This window comes from Georgenia wutianyii (assembly GCF_006349365.1).
Lineage (GTDB): Bacteria > Actinomycetota > Actinomycetes > Actinomycetales > Actinomycetaceae > Oceanitalea > Oceanitalea wutianyii.
Genome location: NZ_CP040899.1, coordinates 1068586 through 1085891 on the forward strand (window position 1 = coordinate 1068586; position 17306 = coordinate 1085891).

Annotated in this window: 15 protein-coding genes; all 15 read left to right on the plus strand. The window is 74.7% G+C overall.

Going from position 1 to position 17306, the window contains the following annotated elements:
- The first annotated feature begins 188 nt into the window (after positions 1 to 188).
- Entirely contained in the window at positions 189 to 1190 is a 1002-nt protein-coding gene (gene dhaK, locus FE251_RS04765) for a dihydroxyacetone kinase subunit DhaK (RefSeq protein ID WP_139948131.1), read from the plus strand.
- 7 nt (positions 1191 to 1197) lie between these two features.
- Entirely contained in the window at positions 1198 to 1848 is a 651-nt protein-coding gene (gene dhaL / locus FE251_RS04770; RefSeq protein WP_139948132.1) for a dihydroxyacetone kinase subunit DhaL, read from the plus strand.
- Positions 1845 to 2525: a dihydroxyacetone kinase phosphoryl donor subunit DhaM gene (gene dhaM / locus FE251_RS04775; protein ID WP_139948133.1), complete on the plus strand. Its 681-nt coding sequence runs from the start codon at positions 1845 to 1847 to the stop codon at positions 2523 to 2525. The genes dhaL and dhaM overlap by 4 nt, the downstream gene beginning before the upstream one ends.
- A 62-nt stretch (positions 2526 to 2587) precedes the next feature.
- The gene (locus FE251_RS04780; RefSeq protein WP_139073648.1) at positions 2588 to 3388 is read left to right on the plus strand and encodes an HAD-IIA family hydrolase; all 801 of its coding nucleotides are present in this window, start codon (positions 2588 to 2590) and stop codon (positions 3386 to 3388) included.
- Between the two features lie 10 nt (positions 3389 to 3398).
- Complete coding sequence (locus FE251_RS04785) at positions 3399 to 3821, plus strand: DUF4233 domain-containing protein (protein WP_139073647.1); 423 nt, start codon at positions 3399 to 3401, stop codon at positions 3819 to 3821.
- A 9-nt stretch (positions 3822 to 3830) separates the two neighbouring features.
- Positions 3831 to 4265, plus strand: coding sequence for a nucleoside-diphosphate kinase (gene ndk / locus FE251_RS04790; protein WP_139073646.1), 435 nt, complete (start codon positions 3831 to 3833; stop codon positions 4263 to 4265).
- Between the two features lie 188 nt (positions 4266 to 4453).
- Positions 4454 to 8014, plus strand: coding sequence for a chromosome segregation protein SMC (smc, locus tag FE251_RS04795; protein WP_179954776.1), 3561 nt, complete (start codon positions 4454 to 4456; stop codon positions 8012 to 8014).
- A gap of 44 nt (positions 8015 to 8058) precedes the next feature.
- A complete protein-coding gene (locus tag FE251_RS04800) occupies positions 8059 to 8385 on the plus strand; it encodes a hypothetical protein (protein ID WP_139073645.1) in 327 nt (108 codons plus the stop codon).
- Between the two features lie 127 nt (positions 8386 to 8512).
- Positions 8513 to 9676, plus strand: coding sequence for a signal recognition particle-docking protein FtsY (gene ftsY, locus FE251_RS04805; protein ID WP_139073644.1), 1164 nt, complete (start codon positions 8513 to 8515; stop codon positions 9674 to 9676).
- A gap of 158 nt (positions 9677 to 9834) precedes the next feature.
- Positions 9835 to 11154, plus strand: coding sequence for an ammonium transporter (locus tag FE251_RS04810; protein ID WP_139948134.1), 1320 nt, complete (start codon positions 9835 to 9837; stop codon positions 11152 to 11154).
- A complete protein-coding gene (locus FE251_RS04815) occupies positions 11151 to 11489 on the plus strand; it encodes a P-II family nitrogen regulator (RefSeq protein ID WP_139073642.1) in 339 nt (112 codons plus the stop codon). Before FE251_RS04810 ends, FE251_RS04815 begins: the two co-directional genes overlap by 4 nt.
- Before the next feature lies 1 nt (position 11490).
- Positions 11491 to 13281, plus strand: coding sequence for a [protein-PII] uridylyltransferase family protein (locus FE251_RS04820; protein WP_139948135.1), 1791 nt, complete (start codon positions 11491 to 11493; stop codon positions 13279 to 13281).
- Positions 13282 to 13429: 148 nt separating this feature from the next.
- On the plus strand, positions 13430 to 15007 hold the full coding sequence (gene ffh, locus FE251_RS04825; RefSeq protein ID WP_139073640.1) for a signal recognition particle protein: 1578 nt from the start codon (positions 13430 to 13432) through the stop codon (positions 15005 to 15007).
- Between the two features lies 1 nt (position 15008).
- Entirely contained in the window at positions 15009 to 16097 is a 1089-nt protein-coding gene (locus FE251_RS04830) for an amidohydrolase family protein (protein ID WP_139948136.1), read from the plus strand.
- Positions 16098 to 16184: 87 nt separating this feature from the next.
- Positions 16185 to 17198 (plus strand): LacI family DNA-binding transcriptional regulator, encoded by a 1014-nt coding sequence (locus FE251_RS04835; RefSeq protein WP_176554797.1) that lies wholly within the window; start codon positions 16185 to 16187, stop codon positions 17196 to 17198.
- Positions 17199 to 17306: the final 108 nt, after the last annotated feature.

The following is a 17306-nucleotide window of genomic DNA, read 5'->3' on the forward strand; positions in this document are numbered from 1 at the left end:
CCCGCGCGTGCACGATCCAGCGCTCGGCGGAAGGGCGAGGGGGACGGGATGGAGGGCACGAATGCGGGAGTGCTGGGCCTGCCGGTGCGGGGGCGCGGCGGGTACGGTGTGGACACAGGCGGGGACGCCGGGTCGCACGAGTGTGCGGGCGGCGGCCGCACCGTCCCACGACGACGAGGGAGACCGCTGTGAAGAAGCTCATCAACGACCCGGGTGACGTCGTCACCCAGTCCGTCGCCGGCCTCGTGGCCGCGCACCCCGACATCCTCACCGCCAGCCAGGACCCGCTCTTCGTCTCGCGCGCCGGCGGCGCCGTCCCCGGCAAGGTCGGCCTCGTGTCCGGCGGGGGGAGTGGCCACGAGCCGCTCCACGCCGGCTTCGTCGGCGTCGGCATGCTCGACGCCGCCGTCCCCGGCGCCGTCTTCACCTCGCCCAGCCCCGAGCCGATCCTCGCCGCCATGCAGGCCGCCGACAGTGGGGCGGGCGTGGTCCAGATCGTCAAGAACTACACCGGGGACGTCCTCAACTTCGAGGTCGCGGCCGAGCTCGGTGAGGCCGAGGGGCTCACGGTGCGCAGCGTCCTCGTCGCCGACGACGTCGCCGTCGAGGACTCGACGTGGACGGCGGGCCGTCGCGGCGTCGCCGGCACGCTCGTCGTGGAGAAGATCGCCGGGGCGGCCGCCGAGCGCGGTGACGACCTCGACGCCGTCGTCGCCGTCGCCGAGCGCACCGCCGCGGCCGTGCGCACCATGGGCATCGCCCTCACCGCCCCCACCGTCCCCGCCGCCGGCCGGCCCTCCTTCGACCTCGAGGACGACGAGGTCGAGGTCGGCATCGGCATCCACGGCGAGCCGGGCCGCCGCCGCGTCAAGGCCGTGTCCGCCGACGAGACCGCCGAGCTCCTCCTCGAGCCGGTCCTCTCCGACCTCGGCGGGGTCGACGGCAAGGACGTCCTCCTCCTCGTCAACGGCATGGGCGCCACCCCGTCGCTCGAGCTGTACATCCTCTACGGCGCCGCCCGGCGGATCCTCGAGGCCCGCGGCGCGACGGTCGTGCGCTCGCTCGTCGGCAGCTACGTCACCTCCCTGGACATGGCGGGCGCGAGCATCAGCGTCATGCCGCTGGACGAGGAGCTCGTCTCGCTGTGGGACGCTCCGGCGCTTACGGTGGCACTGCGTCAGGGAATGTGAGGACGAGATGGACGACACACTCGACACCGCCTGGGCGGTGCGCTGGGCCGAACTCGCGCAGAGCTCGGTCGCCGAGAACCGCATCGCGCTCATGGAGCTCGACCGGGAGATCGGCGACGGCGACCACGGCGACAACCTCGACCGCGGGTTCACCGCGGTGACCGCCAAGCTCGCCGACGCGACGCCGGACAGCCCAGCCGCGGTGTTCAAGCTCATCGCCACGACGCTCATGTCGACGGTGGGCGGGGCCGCCGGGCCGCTCTACGGCACCGCCTTCCTCCGCGCGGCGACGGCGGCGGGGCAGGGCCCGCTCGACGCCGGCGGGGTCGCCGCCATGCTCACGGCGGCCGTCGAGGGCGTCCAGGCCCGCGGCAAGGCGACCACCGGGGACAAGACCATGGTCGACGCGCTCGCCCCGGCCGCCGCGGCCGCGCGCTCGGTGGCCGAGGTCGGGGGCTCGGCGCGCGCCGCCCTCAAGGCCGCCGCCGAGGCCGCGGAGGAGGGGGCCCGGGCCACCGAGCCGCTCGTCGCCCGCAAGGGGCGGGCCAGCTACCTCGGTGACCGGTCCGCCGGTCACCGCGACCCGGGCGCGCAGTCGAGCGCGCTCGTCCTGCGGGCCGCCGCAGACGCCGCGGCGGGGGACCAGGAGTCGTCATGACGACGGCGATCCTCGTCGTGTCCCACTCGGCCCAGCTCGCCCGGGGGGTGTGCGAGGTCGCCGAGCAGATGGCGCCCGACGTCGTGCTCCGCGCCGCGGGCGGCACGGTCGACGGTCGCATCGGCACGAGCTTCGACAAGGTCGCCAGCGCGCTGGAGGAGCTCACCGAGGGTGAGGACGGCGTCGTCGTCATCACCGACCTCGGCTCGGCGACGATGACCGCCGAGTCGGTCCTCGAGCTCGTCGGGGGCGACGACGTCGTGCTCGCCGACGCCCCGCTCGTCGAGGGTGCGGTGGCGGCTGCCGTCGCCGCCCAGGGCGGGGCCGGGGCCGAGGCGGTGGCCCGCGCGGCCGAGGCCGCGGCGGCGTCCTTCCCCGGCGCGCACCCGACCGAGACCACCGCGTCCGAGCCGGGGGAGGAGGTCCTCGAGCGGGTGCTCGTCCTGCGCAACTCCCTCGGCCTGCACGCGCGCCCGGCCGCGACCCTCGCCCGGCTCGTCTCCGGGTTCGACGCCCATGTCGAGGTCAACGGGGTCGACGGGGCGAGCGTGCTCGCCCTCATCGGGCTGGGCCTGCCGGGCGGTGCACAGCTCACCGTCCGGGCGACCGGGCCCCAGGCCGAGCACGCGCTCGACGCCGTCGCCCAGGTCGTCGAGGACGGCTTCGGCGAGACGTAGGTCCGGGTCCCCCTGGGTGAGACCGGGGCGTGAGGGGCTCCCCGGTGCGGCACGATGTGTCCATGAGCGAGATGAAGCACGTCGAGAGCTGGCTCACCGACATGGACGGGGTCCTCGTCCACGAGCACCGCGCCCTGCCGGGCGCCGCCGAGTTCATCGAGGCGCTCATGACCTCGGGCCGGCGCTTCCTCGTCCTGACCAACAACTCGATCTACACGCCGCGCGACCTGTGCGCGCGGCTGCGGGCCGGCGGCATCGACGTGCCCGAGGAGGCGATCTGGACCTCCGCGATGGCGGCGGCCCAGTTCCTCGACGGGCAGCGCCACGGCGGCAGTGCCTACGTCGTCGGGGAGGCGGGGCTGACGACGGCGCTGCACGAGGTCGGCTACACGATGACCGACGTCGACCCGGACTACGTCGTCCTCGGCGAGACGCGGACCTACTCCTTCGAGGCGATCACCCGCGCGATCCGGCTCATCGAGAAGGGGGCGCGCTTCATCGCGACGAACCCCGACCCCTCGGGCCCCTCGGCCGAGGGCACCCTGCCGGCCACCGGCGCCGTCGCCGCGCTCATCACCCGCGCCACCGGCGTCGCGCCCTACTTCGTCGGCAAGCCCAACCCGCTCATGATGCGCAGCGCGCTCAACCGGATCGACGCGCACTCCGAGTCCACGGTGATGATCGGGGACCGGATGGACACCGACGTCGTCTCCGGCCTCGAGGCCGGCATGCGCACGATCCTCGTCCTCAGCGGCTCCACCAAGCCCGAGCAGGTCGACCGCTTCCCCTACGTGCCCACGCGCGTGATGGACTCCATCGCCGACGTCGTCCCGCTCGTCGGCGAGCTCTCCCCGGCTCAGTAGGATCGTGGCGATGAGTCGTCCCACCCGCAGCGCCCGCGCGCTCTTCGCCGCCACCCTCCTGATCAGCGAGGCGTTCGTCGTCCTCTTCGCCGGACTGGTCGTCTACGGCCTGCGCCTGACCTCCGTGCCGGTCCTGCTCGTCGGCGGCGGCGTGCTCGCCCTGTGGGCGCTGGTGGCCGGCGCGCTCGTGCGCCGCGGCGTGGCCGGGTACGTGCTCGGCTCCATGCTCCAGGTCGCGCTCCTCGCCACCGGTGTCGTCGTGCCGATGATGTTCATCGTGGGCGCCGTCTTCGCCGTGCTGTGGCTCGTGTCGCTGCGCGTCGGCAGCCAGATCGACGCCGAGCGGGTGGTGCGCGAGCGCGAGGAGCGCGAGTACCAGGCGCGCGCGGGTGAGGGCCCGGCCGTCACCGGGGACGCGCCTCCCGCCAGGTAGGGTCGCCCCGTGACTTCCACCCAGACCACCGAACGCACCCTCGTCCTCATCAAGCCCGACGGCGTCCAGCGCTCCCTCGTCGGGGAGGTGCTGCGCCGCATCGAGGCCAAGGGCTACCGCATCGTCGCGCTCGAGATGCGCAGCGCCGACGCCGAGCTCCTCGGGGAGCACTACGCCGAGCACCGCGGCCGTCCCCACTTCGAGCCGCTCGTGGAGTTCATGGGCTCCGGGCCGCTCGTCGCCGCCGTCGTCGAGGGCGTGCGCGTCATCGAGGGCTTCCGCTCCCTGGCCGGCACCACCGAGCCGACGACGGCCGCCCCCGGCACCATCCGCGGCGACCTCGCGCGCGCGTGGGAGACCCAGGTGATCCAGAACCTCGTGCACGGCTCGGACTCCCCGGAGTCCGCCGCCCGCGAGATCGGGCTCTGGTTCCCCGCCCTCTGACCAGCCGCGGACGCGGGCGCACCGGCCCGCACGCACCTGCTCGCCTCGTCCTCCCGACTCACCCCTCGCCCCGGGCGAGGGAGGGAGGGACGAGGCGAGCGGCGTCTGTGGGGGCGGGGCGCGAAACGGTGAGGAAGACGGCGGGTGGGCGACGCAGAACCGCGGCACTGTGCCGTTAGGCTGCCCCCGTGCATCTCAAGACGCTGACGCTGCGGGGGTTCAAGTCCTTCGCCTCGGCGACGACCCTGCACCTCGAGCCGGGCATCACGTGCGTCGTGGGGCCCAACGGCTCGGGCAAGTCGAACGTCGTCGACGCCCTCGCCTGGGTCATGGGCGAGCAGGGCGCGAAGTCGCTGCGCGGCGGTTCGATGTCCGACGTCATCTTCGCCGGGACGTCCAACCGCGCCCCGCTCGGCCGCGCCGAGGTCTCCCTGACGATCGACAACTCCGACGGGCTGCTGCCGATCGACTACAGCGAGGTGACGATCTCCCGCACGCTCTTCCGGGGCGGCGGCTCGGAGTACGCGATCAACGGGGAGTCCTGCCGTCTCCTGGACATCCAGGAGCTGCTCTCGGACACCGGCATGGGCCGCGAGATGCACGTCATCGTCGGGCAGGGGCAGCTGGACGCCGTGCTGTCCGCCGGCCCCGAGGAGCGGCGCGGCTTCATCGAGGAGGCCGCCGGCGTCCTCAAGCACCGCCGCCGCAAGGAGAAGGCGCTGCGCAAGCTCGAGGCGATGCGCGCCAACGTCGACCGCGTCACCGACCTCACCACCGAGATCCGCCGCCAGCTCGGCCCGCTCGCCCGGCAGGCCGACGTCGCCCGCCGCGCCCAGGTCATCCAGGCCGACCTGCGCGACTCCAGCGCCCGGCTGCTCGCCGACGACCTCGTCCAGCTCACCGCCACCCTCCAGCGGGAGATCGCCGACGAGACGGCGCTGCGCGAGCGCCGCGCCGCCGTCGAGGGCGCCGCCGACGCCGCCCGCGCCCGGCTCGCCGCCCTGGAGTCCGACGCCGCCGCCGCGGCGCCCCGGCTGCGCGAGGCCACCGACACCTGGCACTCCCTGTCCGGCCTGCGCGAGCGGCTGCGCGGTCTGCACTCCCTCGCTGCCGAGCGCAGCCGCCTGCTCGGCACGCCCGCCCAGGAGCACCGCGGCACCGACCCCGAGGAGCTCGACGCCCGCGCCGCCCGCGCCCGCGAGGAGGAGCAGGCGCTCGCCGCCGAGGTGGAGGCCGCCCGCGCCGCGCTCGAGGCACTCGTCGCCGAGCGCACGCAGGCCGAGGAGACCGAGCGCGAGGCGGAGCGCGGGCTGGCCGCCGTCCACCGCGGCGTCGCCGACCGCCGCGAGGGCCTGGCCCGCCTCACCGGCCAGGTGGCCGCCCGGCGCAGCGCCGCCGAGGCTGCCCAGTCCGAGCTCGGCCGCCTGCGCGCCAACCTCGCCGAGGCCGAGGAGCGCGTGCGCCAGGCGCAGGCCGACTTCACCCTGCTGGAGCAGCAGGTCGCGGGCGCAGAGGAGGGCGAGGAGGGGCTCGACGAGGCGCACGAGGAGGCCGTCGAGGAGCTCGACGCCGCCGAGGCCGCCGTCCGCGCCCTGGAGGAGGAGGAACGCGCCGCCGACGGCGAGCGGCGCACCTGGCAGACCCGCCGCGACACCCTCGAGCTCTCGCTCACCCGCAAGGACGGCACCGGGGCGCTCCTCGCCGCCACCGACCGCCTCCCCGGCCTGCGCGGCTCGCTGCCGGACGCGCTCGGCGTCGAGCACGGGTACGAGACCGCCGTCGCCGCCGTCCTCGCCGCGCACACCGACGCGGCGGTCGTCGAGTCGACCGACGTCGCCGTCGACGCCATCCGGCGCGCCCGCGACGAGGACCTCGGCCAGGTCCGGCTCGTCGTCGCCGGGGCGGTCGCGCCCACCGGTGAGGAGGCCGCACCTCCCGCGGGCGCACGCTGGCTGCGCGACGTCGTCACCGCGTCCGAGGAGGTCGCCGGGGCGGTGCGCACGCTCCTCGCGGGCGCCGTCGTCGTCGAGGACCTCGCCGCGGCCCGCGCGGCCGTGGCAGCCGCCGACGTCCTCGCCGTCACCCGCGACGGCGACCTCCTGTCCCGCGTCTCCGCCGGCGGCGGGACGCCGGGCGGGCCGAGCGTCCTGGAGCTGCACGCCGCCCACGAGGAGGCCGCCGCGGAGGTCGACGCCGCCACCGCCCGCGCCGAGCAGGCCCGCTTCGCGCTCGTCGGCGCCCGCGACCGGGTCGCCCGCGCCCAGGAGGAGGTCGAGGGGACCCTCGCCGCCCTCCACGCCTCGGACGCCCGCCTCGCCGGCGTCGCCGAGCAGCTCGGCCGGCTCGGGTCGGTCGCCCGCTCGGCCGAGGCCGAGGCCGACCGGATCCGCCCCGCCATCGCCCAGCTCGTCGCCAAGGGGGAGGAGCACGAGCGGGAGCTCGCCGAGCTCGTCGCCCGGCTCGCCGTCGCCCAGCAGGAGCCCGAGCGCACCGAGGACGACCTCACCACCGCCACCGCCGAGCGGGACCGCGCCGCCCAGGCCGCCCGCACCGCCCGTGCCGCGGAGACCGAGGCGCGCCTCGCGCTGCGCACCGTGGAGGAACGGGCGGGCGCGCTGTCCGGCCGTGCAGCCTCCCTCGAGCGCGCCGCCGAGGCCGAGCGGGTCGCCCGCCGCAAGGCGGCGGAGCGGGAACGCCGCCGCGCCCGGCAGGCCGAGACCGCGGCGCTCGTGCGCGCCGGCGCCGAGCAGGCGCTGGCCGCCGCCGAGCGCTCCCTCGCCGCGGCCGCCGACGCCCGCGAGGAGGCCGAGGCCGCCCGGGCCGAGCGGGAGGCCGAGATCGGCCAGGTGCGCGCGCGGCTCGAGGAGGCCACGGCGGACCTCGCCCGGCTCACCGACGCCGTCCACCGCGACGAGGTCGCCCGCGCCGAGCAGCGGCTGCGCATCAGCCAGCTCGAGGAGCGCGCGGTGAGCGACCTCGGCATCGACCCCGAGGTCCTCGTCGAGGAGTACGGGCCGCACCAGCCGGTGCCCGTCGTCGTGCCCGACGGCGAGGAGCCGCGCGACCCCGTGCCCTACGTCCGCGAGGAGCAGGAGAAGCGCCGCCGGCTCGCCGAGCGCGACCTCGCCCGGCTCGGCAAGGTCAACCCGCTCGCCCTCGAGGAGCACGCGGCCCTCGCCGAGCGGCACCGCTTCCTCACCGAGCAGCTCGCCGACCTCAAGAAGTCCCGCGCCGACCTCCTGGAGATCGTCAAGGAGATCGACGAGCGCGTCGAGCGCGTGTTCACCGAGGCGTACGCCGACACGGCCGCCGCGTTCGAGGACGTCTTCTCCCGGCTCTTCCCCGGCGGGGAGGGGCGGCTCACGCTCACCGACCCCGAGGACATGCTCAGGACCGGCATCGAGATCGAGGCGCGCCCGCCGGGCAAGAAGGTCAAGCGGCTCTCGCTCCTGTCCGGCGGCGAGCGCTCACTCACCGCGGTCGCCCTCCTCGTGGCGATCTTCAAGGCCCGGCCCAGCCCGTTCTACGTCATGGACGAGGTCGAGGCGGCGCTGGACGACACCAACCTCGGGCGCCTGCTGGAGATCTTCACCGAGCTGCGCGAGGACTCCCAGCTCATCGTCATCACCCACCAGAAGCGCACGATGGAGATCGCCGACGCCCTCTACGGCGTGACGATGCGTGGGGACGGTGTGACGACCGTCATCAGCCAGCGGCTCGCCGACGAGGACCGACACGCCACCGTGTGACTCCCGGTGGCACGAACCGTCGGAGCCTGGGTGATAATGAAGCCATGACGGGGGCGATCCTGGTGACCATCCTGGCGGCACTGTGCGCGGTGCTCGTCTTCGTCGCCGTGCTCTCGGCCAACAAGCCGGAGGGCGGCTGGGTCGCGTGGGTGCGCGAGTCCGTGCGCGCGTGGCGCACCGACGAGATCGAGTGGACCGACGAGGTCGACGAGGACGACGCCGGTGGCCTGGGCACCCTCTACCTCATGAGTGAGCCTGGTCACGCCTACACCACCCCCGAGGAGCTCGGCACGACCAAGCTCGCCGCCCGGCTGCGCGACCTGCGGGAGCGCGCCCCCGAGCTCGGCGAGCCCGGCGAGGCGCGCGCCTGACCCTCGCCCGGCCCCGGCAGGACGCTGCCGCGCCCGGCCCCGGCAAGGCGCTGACGTGCCGCGAGGCGCGCCGGTTCGAGCACGCCCGGTGGCCCCGGCCGCCGGTCGTGGTCCAGACTGGTCTGCTGTGACCGATCAGCTGTGGGCCATCCTCGCCGTCGTCCTCGTCGTCCTCGTCGCCGGAGGGGCGGCCCTCACCTCGGGCCTGCGCCGCCGGCGCCCACCGAGCCTGCCGGAGGAGCGCGCCGAGAGCGGCGTCCTCACCGAGGAGCCGCAGGACACCGCGACCCTCGAGCGGCCGCCCGCGACCGACGCGCCGGCCCCCGAGGCGCCCGCGGTCACCACCGAGCGTCCCGCGCCCGTCGCCGGCCGCATGGTGCGGCTGCGTGAGCGTCTGTCCCGCTCCGGCACCATCGGCCGGTCGATCCTCTCGGTCCTCTCCCGCGAGACCCTCACCGAGGAGGACTGGGAGGAGATCGAGGAGACGCTCCTGCTCGCCGACGTCGGCATCGGCCCGACGACCGAGCTCATGGACCGCCTGCGCACCCGCGTGCAGGTGCTCGGCAGCAAGGACACCGCCACCGTCCGCGACATCCTGCGCGAGGAGCTCGTCCAGCTCGTCGACCCGACGATGGACCGCTCGCTGCACACCGCCAAGGGCGTGGGCGACGACGGCGAGCCGCACCCCGCGACCGTCCTCGTCGTCGGCGTCAACGGCACCGGCAAGACGACGACGGTCGGCAAGCTCGCCCGTGTCCTCGTCGCGGAGGACCTCGACGTCGTCCTCGGCGCCGCCGACACCTTCCGCGCCGCGGCTGCCGACCAGCTGCAGACCTGGGGCGAGCGCGTCGGCGTCCGGACGGTGCGCTCGGACCGCGAGGGCGCCGACCCGGCCGCCGTCGCGTTCGACGCCGTGCGCGCCGGCCGGGAGAGCGGCGCGGACGTCGTCGTCGTCGACACCGCGGGCCGGCTGCAGAACAAGGCCGACCTCATGGGTGAGCTCGGCAAGATCAAGCGCGTCATCTCCCGGCAGGCGCCGGTGAGCGAGGTCCTCCTCGTGCTCGACGCGACGACCGGCCAGAACGGGCTGCGCCAGGCGCAGGTCTTCGCCGACGTCGTCGACGTCACCGGAATCGTCCTCACCAAGCTCGACGGCACCGCCAAGGGCGGCATCGTCATCGCCGTCCAGCGTGAGCTGGGGGTGCCCGTCAAGCTCGTCGGACTGGGGGAGGGGGCCGACGACCTGGCCCCGTTCGTCCCCGAGGAGTTCGTCGACGCGCTGCTCAGCTGAGCCCGTCCGGGCGCTGCGCCGCCGCCCCGTAACACGCCCGTCACACGCCCGCCGTGACCGTAACGGGAGTGAAACGTGGCGGCGGCACACGTGAAACCTCACGCGAGGAGGGTGTCCCTCAGCCGGCCGCACGAGAGCCGGGAGCGAGAGGACCACCTATGGAACTCGACAGCGGTACCACCGCATGGATGCTGATATCGGCATCCCTCGTGCTGCTCATGACGCCAGGTCTGGCGTTCTTCTACGGCGGCATGACCCGGTCCAAGTCCGTCCTGAACATGATGATGATGTCCTTCGGGGCGATGGGCGTCATCGGCGTGATCTACGTGCTGTGGGGCTGGTCGATGTCCTACGGCAGCGAGAGCATCGGCGGCATCTTCGCCAACCCCCTGGAGATGTTCGGCCTCCAGGGCGCGATCCTCGACGACGCCGGGGAGTTCGTCATGGACGGCGGCCTGCCGGTCGTCGTCGACGTCGGCTTCCAGGTGACGTTCGCGATCATCACCACCGCCCTCATCAGCGGCGCGCTCGCCGAGCGCGTGAAGTTCGGCACCTGGATGGTCTTCGCCGGCCTGTGGGTCACCCTGGCCTACTTCCCGATGGCACACATGGTCTGGGGCGGCGGCCTGCTCAGCGGGGACGGCCCCTTCGCCTCCATCGCCGACCCGATCGACTTCGCGGGCGGCACCGTCGTCCACATCAACGCGGGTGTCGCGGCCCTCGTCCTGGCCCTCGTCGTGGGCAAGCGTCGCGGCTTCGGCCGTGAGCCCAGCCGCCCCCACAACCTCCCCTTCGTCATGCTCGGCGCCGCCCTCCTGTGGTTCGGCTGGTTCGGCTTCAACGCCGGCTCCGCCTACGCCGCAGACGGCCTCGCCGGTCTCGCCTGGGTCAACACCACGACGTGCACCGCCGCCGCGATCCTCGGCTGGCTGGTCGTGGAGAAGCTGCGTGACGGGCACGCCACCTCCCTCGGTGCCGCCTCCGGCATCGTCGCGGGCCTCGTCGCGATCACCCCCGCCGCCGGCTCCCTCAGCCCGGTCGGCTCCATCGCCCTCGGCCTCGTCGCCGGTGGTCTGTGCGCGATGGCCGTCTCCCTCAAGTACCGCCTCGGCTTCGACGACTCCCTCGACGTCGTCGGCGTCCACCTCGTCGGCGGCCTCGTCGGCACCGTGATGATCGGCTTCCTCGCCACCGACGGTGGCCTGATCTACGGCGGCGGCCTCAACCTGCTCGCCGTCCAGGTGATCATCGCCGTCGTCGCGATCCTCTTCTCGGGGGTCGTCACCCTCGTCATCGGCCTCGCTCTCAAGGCGACCCTCGGCTGGCGCGTGAGCGACGAGGTCGAGGCCGGCGGGATCGACTCCGCCGTCCACGGCGAGTCGGCCTACGAGGGCCTCGGCGGCGGCCTGGCCACCAGCCTCCCGCAGCGCGTGGCCGCCTCCGCCCCCGTCAGCACCGAAGAGAAGGTCGGCTCATGAAGCTCATCACCGCAGTGATCCAGCCCCACCGGCTCGGCGACGTCAAGCAGGCGCTCACCAGCGTCGGCGTCCAGGGCATGACGGTCTCCGAGGCGAGCGGCTACGGCCGCCAGCACGGGCACACCGAGGTCTACCGCGGCGCGGAGTACGCCGTCGACCTCGTCCCCAAGATCCGCGTCGAGGTCCTCGTCGAGGACGAGGACGTCACCCTGGTGAGCGGCGCGATCGTCCACGCGGCCCAGACGGGCCGGATCGGGGACGGCAAGGTGTGGGTCGTGCCGGTCGAGGAGGTCGTCCGGGTGCGTACCGGCGACCGCGGCGTCGTCGCGATCTGACGTGGGCCGGGCCTCCGCCGCCGCTGTCGCCGCGCTGCGCGAGGCCCGGCTCGCGCTGGCCCCGCCCACCCCTGCCGGGGCGGGCGGGGCCGGCGTGTCGGGTGCCCGCTACCGCGAGCAGCTGGCGGCGCTCGTCGACGAGGCGCTGTGCGACCTCTGGGAGGCGGTGGCACCCGCCGACCACACCGGCCTCGCCCTTGCGGTCGTCGGGTCCCAGGGCCGCCGGGACGCCGGGCCGACGAGCGACCTCGACGTCGTCCTCGTCCACGACGGCCGCCGGCACGACGTCGCGGCCGTCACCCCCCTCGCCGAGTCGCTGTGGTACCCGATGTGGGACGCCGGGCTCGACATCGACCACTCCGTGCGCAGTCTCGCCGGGTGCCGTCAGGTGGCCTCAAAGGACCTCGTCTCGGCGGTCGGGCTGCTCGACGTCCGCCACGTCGCCGGCGACCCCGACGTCGTCACCCGCGCCCGCCGCGCCCTGCTCGACGACTGGCGCGGCGCCGCCCGCCGGCGGCTGCCCGAGCTCCTCGCCTCGGTGCGCGAGCGGGGCGAGCGCCACGGGGAGCTCGCCTACCTCATCGAGCCGGACCTCAAGGAGGCCCGCGGCGGACTGCGCGACGTCGTCGTCCTCGACGCGCTCACCGCGACGTGGCTCGCGGACCGCCCGCACGGGGAGGTCGACGACGCCGCCGCCTTCCTCCTCGACGTCCGCGACGCCGTCGCCCTCGTCTCCCGGCGCCGCACGAACCGGCTGCTGCGGGCCGACGCTCCCGACGTCGCCGCCCGGCTCGGGCTGACCGACTCGGACGCCCTGCTCACCGAGCTCGCGCAGGCCGCGCGGGTGGTGAGCGCCGCGCTCGACGTCACGACCCGCCGGGCCCGCCAGGCGCTACGGCGCACCACCCCCCGCTGGCGCGGCCCGCGCACGGTGCGAGGGCAGCGGGTGCCGCCGCGGCTGCGGCTCGTGGCGCCCGGTCTCGCCGAGCACGACGGCGAGCTCGTCCTCGCCGGGGACGTCGACCTCGAGGGCGACAGCGGGCTCACCCTGCGGGCCGCCGCCGCCTCCGCGCGCACCGGGCTGCCGCTCTCCCCGGTGACCCTCACCGCCCTGGACAGGGCACCGGCGCCCCCGGTGCCGTGGCCTGCCGAGGCCCGCGCCGACCTGCTCGCCCTGCTCGCCGCCGGTCCGGCGCAGGTGCCCGTGTGGGAGGCACTCGACCTCGCCGGGGTCGTCACCCGCTGGGTGCCGCAGTGGGCCGACGTGCGTAACCGCCCCCAGCGCGCCCCCGTCCACCGGCACACGGTCGACCGCCACCTGGTCGAGACCGCTGCGAACGCCGCCGTGCTGCTGCGTGAGCGCCGCGACCTGGCGCCCGCGCTCGAGGAGCGCGTGCTCCTCGCCGCGATCCTCCACGACATCGGGAAGGTGGCCGGGGCGGGCGACCACTCCGAGGAGGGCGCGCGGCGCGCCGCCGACGTGCTCGACAGGCTCGGCGTGGACCCCGCGGTGCGCGAGGCCGTCGTCCTGCTCGTCCGGGAGCACCTCACGCTCGCCGACCTCGCGACTACCCGCGACGTCGCCGACCCGGCCGTGGCGCAGGAGCTGCTCGACGCCGTCCGGCACGACCCCGCGCTGCTCGAGGCGCTGCACCTGCTCACGGCCGCCGACGCCTCCGCCGCCGGGCCGACCGCCTGGACGCCGTGGCGGGCGGGCCTGGTCGCCCGGCTCGTCGGAGCGGCCACCGAGCGCCTGCGCGGGACCGTCGCGCGGGACCCGGGGGCTGCCTGACCCGGCCCGCGGCGGGCGCGGCGGTGCTCCGCGGGAGTGCCGGACAAGGGCCGACTTCGCCGCCAGGTAGAGCCCCGGCCCGCTGAACCGGCCGCAGGGCGGATACCCTGGGAGACAGACCACCCCATCGAGCACGCGAGGACCCTCCTTGTTCGCCAGCCTCTCCGACCGCCTGACAGCCACCTTCCGCAACCTTCGCGGCAAGGGACGGCTGTCCGAGCAGGACATCACGACCACCGTCTCCGAGATCCGGCGCGCCCTCCTCGAGGCCGACGTCGCCCTCCCGGTGGTGCGCGAGTTCACCGCCGCCGTCCGTGAGCGCGCGCTGGGCGAGGAGGTCTCCAAGGCCCTCAACCCGGGCCAGCAGATCGTCAAGATCGTCAACGCCGAGCTCATCGAGATCCTCGGCGGCCAGGCGCGAGACCTGCGCTTCGCCAAGCGCCCGCCGACGGTCATCATGCTCGCCGGCCTCCAGGGCGCCGGTAAGACGACGCTCGCCGGGAAGCTCGCCAAGTGGCTCAAGGACCAGGGCCAGACCCCGCTCCTCGTCGCCGCCGACCTCCAGCGCCCCAACGCCGTCACCCAGCTCCAGGTCGTGGGGGAGCGGGCCGGGGTGCCGGTGTGGGCGCCCGAGCCCGGCAACGGCGTCGGCGACCCGGTCGCCGTCGCCCGCTCCGGCCTCGCCCAGGCGCAGGACAAGCTCCACTCCGTCCTCATCGTCGACACCGCGGGCCGCCTCGGCGTCGACGCCGAGATGATGGCCCAGGCCGCCGCCATCAAGGAGGCAGTCCAGCCCGACGAGACCCTCTTCGTCCTCGACGCGATGATCGGTCAGGACGCCGTGGCCACCGCCCAGGCGTTCCTCGAGGGCGTCGACTTCACCGGCGTCGTCCTCACCAAGCTCGACGGCGACGCCCGTGGTGGCGCCGCCCTGTCGGTCGCCAAGGTCACCGGCCGGCCGGTCCTGTTCGCCTCGACCGGTGAGAAGCTCACCGACTTCGAGCGCTTCCACGCCGACCGCATGGCCTCGCGCATCCTCGACATGGGTGACGTCCTCACCCTCATCGAGCAGGCCGAGCGGGCCTTCGACCAGGACGAGGCCGAGCGCATGGCGGCCAAGGTCGCCGGCGGCGAGGACTTCACGCTGCAGGACTTCCTGGACCAGATGCAGCAGCTGAAGAAGATGGGCTCGATGAAGAAGGTGCTCGGGATGCTCCCGGGCGCCGGGCAGATGCGCGAGGCGCTGGAGAACTTCGACGAGCGCGAGGTCGACCGCATCGAGGCGATGGTGCGCTCGATGACCCCGCAGGAGCGCGCGAACCCCAAGATCCTCAACGGCTCGCGCCGCTCGCGCATCGCCCGCGGCTCGGGCACCACGGTGACCGAGGTCAACCAGCTCATGGAGCGCTTCGAGCAGGCGCGCACGATGATGCGCCAGATGGCGCGCTCCGGCGGGAAGCTGCCGCGCGGCGGCTTCGGTCCCGGTGGCCTGCCGGGCGGTGGCAAGAAGTCGCGCGGACGCATGGCCCCGCCGCCGAAGAAGGGCAAGAAGGGCAAGTCGGGCAACCCCGCGAAGCGTGCGCAGCAGGAGGCCGAGGCCGCGCGCCAGGCCCAGGAGCGCCCGTCGGCGCCGGCCGGCTCGGCCTTCGGGCTGGGTGGTGGCCAGACGGCGAGCGAGCCCGACGCCGTACCGGACCTCGAGCAGCTCCAGAAGTACCTGCGCTGACGTGGCGCGGCCGCTGCACCTCACCGGCACGGTCGTCGTCGGGGACGGCGCCGAACTCGACGAGTGCTGGGTGGTCGAGGGTCGGCTGACCCTCGACCCTCCGGACGTGCCCGCGCGCGAGCTCGAGGGCTGGGTGCTGCCGGGCCTCGTCGACGTCCACTGCCACATCGGCCTGGGACCCGAGGGCGAGGTGAGCGTCGAGGAGGCCGAGGCCCAGGCCCGGGCCGACCGCGACGCCGGCACCCTCCTCGTCCGTGACGCGGGCTCCCCGCAGGACACCCGGTGGGTGCAGCGCCGCCCGGACCTGCCGCGGCTCATCCGTGCCGGCCACCACCTCGCCCGCCCCAAGCGCTACCTGCGCCACTACGGGCGCGAGCTCGACGACGTCGCGCAGCTGCCCGAGGCGATGGCGCAGGAGGCCCGCTACGGCGACGGCTGGGTGAAGATCGTCGCCGACTGGATCGACCGGTCCGACGGCGCCGAGTCCGACCTGCGCCCGCTGTGGCCCGCCGACGTCCTCGCCGAGGGCATCGCCGCCGCCCACGAGAACGGGGCGCGGGTGACCGCCCACGCTTTCTCCCGGGAGGTTGTCGACGACCTCCTGGCCGCCGGGATCGACGGGATCGAGCACGGCACGGGGATGACGGCCGACCACATCGCCGAGGCCGCACGCCGGGGGATCCCGGTGACCCCCACGCTCCTCCAGGTCGCCCACTTCACCGACTTCGCCGCGCAGGCCGGGGCGAAGTACCCGGTCTTCGCCGAGCGGATGCTGCGGATGCACGCGCGCCGCCACGAGCAGGTCCGCGCCTTCCACGAGGCCGGCGTCCCGCTCCTCATGGGCTCCGACGCCGGCGGCACCATCCGCCATGGCTCGCTGCCCGCCGAGCTCGCCGAGGTGGTCCGGGCCGGGGTGCCGGTCCACGACGTCGTCGCCGCCGCGAGCTGGCGCGGCCGCGACATCCTCGGGGTGCCCGGAGTGGCCGACGGCGCGCCCGCCGACGTCGTCGTCTACCCGCAGGACCCGCGCGAGGACGTCTCCGTGCTCACCCGGCCGACCGCCGTCGTGCTGCGCGGCGAGCTCTTCTGAGCACGGGATGACCGGCGTTCCGAGGGTGCAGCCGGTCCGGTGCCGCCGTGCGGGCTCGGACGACCGGCGCTGGCTATCCTGCGCATGATGGACGCAATCGACAGGGTCCCCGTGCTGGCGGACGTGGCCGCCGCAGCAGGTGTCAGCCTGTCGACGGTGTCACGGGTGATCACCGGTCGCGCGCCGGTGTCGGAGAAGACCCGGAGCCGCGTCATGGAGGCGGTCGCCCAGCTCGGGTACCGGCCCAACGCCGCGGCGCAGGCGCTCGTCAACGGCCGCTCGTCGACGGTCGCGGTCATCGCCAACCACACCCTGCGTTGGGGATACGCGGCGACGTTGCACGGCATCGAGGAGCAGGCGCGCGCGGCCGGCTTCTCGGTCATGATCGCGGTCGTCGAGTCGAGCGACCCGGCCGAGGTCCGTCGCGCCATCGACGGTGTGTGGTCGCAGCCGATCGCCGGGGCCGTCGTCATCGACTTCGACGCGGTCGGTGCGGCAACTCTCGATGCCCTGCCCCACAACGTCCCCGTCGTCGCGGCGTCCGGTGCCTGGCAGCCGGGGGCGGATCGGCCACATGCATACCTCGACGACTTCGAGGGCGCCCGCCAGGCGACCGACTACCTCCTCTCGCTCGGACACCACACGGTTCATCACGTCGCCATCCCGTCCACGAGCGAGCACTCCGGCCGGGAGTGGGGGTGGCGGCGCGCGCTGACGGACGCGGGCCGTGTCGTGCCGGACGTGGTCCGGGCGGGGTACGACCCCGAGTCCGGGTACGCGGCCGCCGAGCGGCTCGATCCCGGGGCGACCGCCGTGCTGTGCGGCAACGACGAGGTCGCGATCGGCGTCGCCCGGCGCCTCCAGGAGCGAGGCGTCTCGATCCCGCGCGACGTCAGCCTCATGGGGTTCGACGACCAGCCCTTCGCCGCGATGTGGGTGCCGTCGCTGTCCACCGTGGGCCAGGACTTCGTGGGCCTCGGCAAGCGCACGTTCGCGATGCTCCACTCCTGGATCCTCTCCAACGAGCAGCCCGCGCACTCGACCGTCCTCCCGAGGCTTGTGCTGCGGCAGAGCACCGCGGGGCCGAGGCCCGGCGCCTAGGAGGGGCCCGCCCTCGTCACACCGACGATCGACCGAGGTGAGACCCCGACAGCTCCGTCCTGAGGACCATTGCGTGGCTCGAGACGAGCCCTGTACGGTCTGACCAAC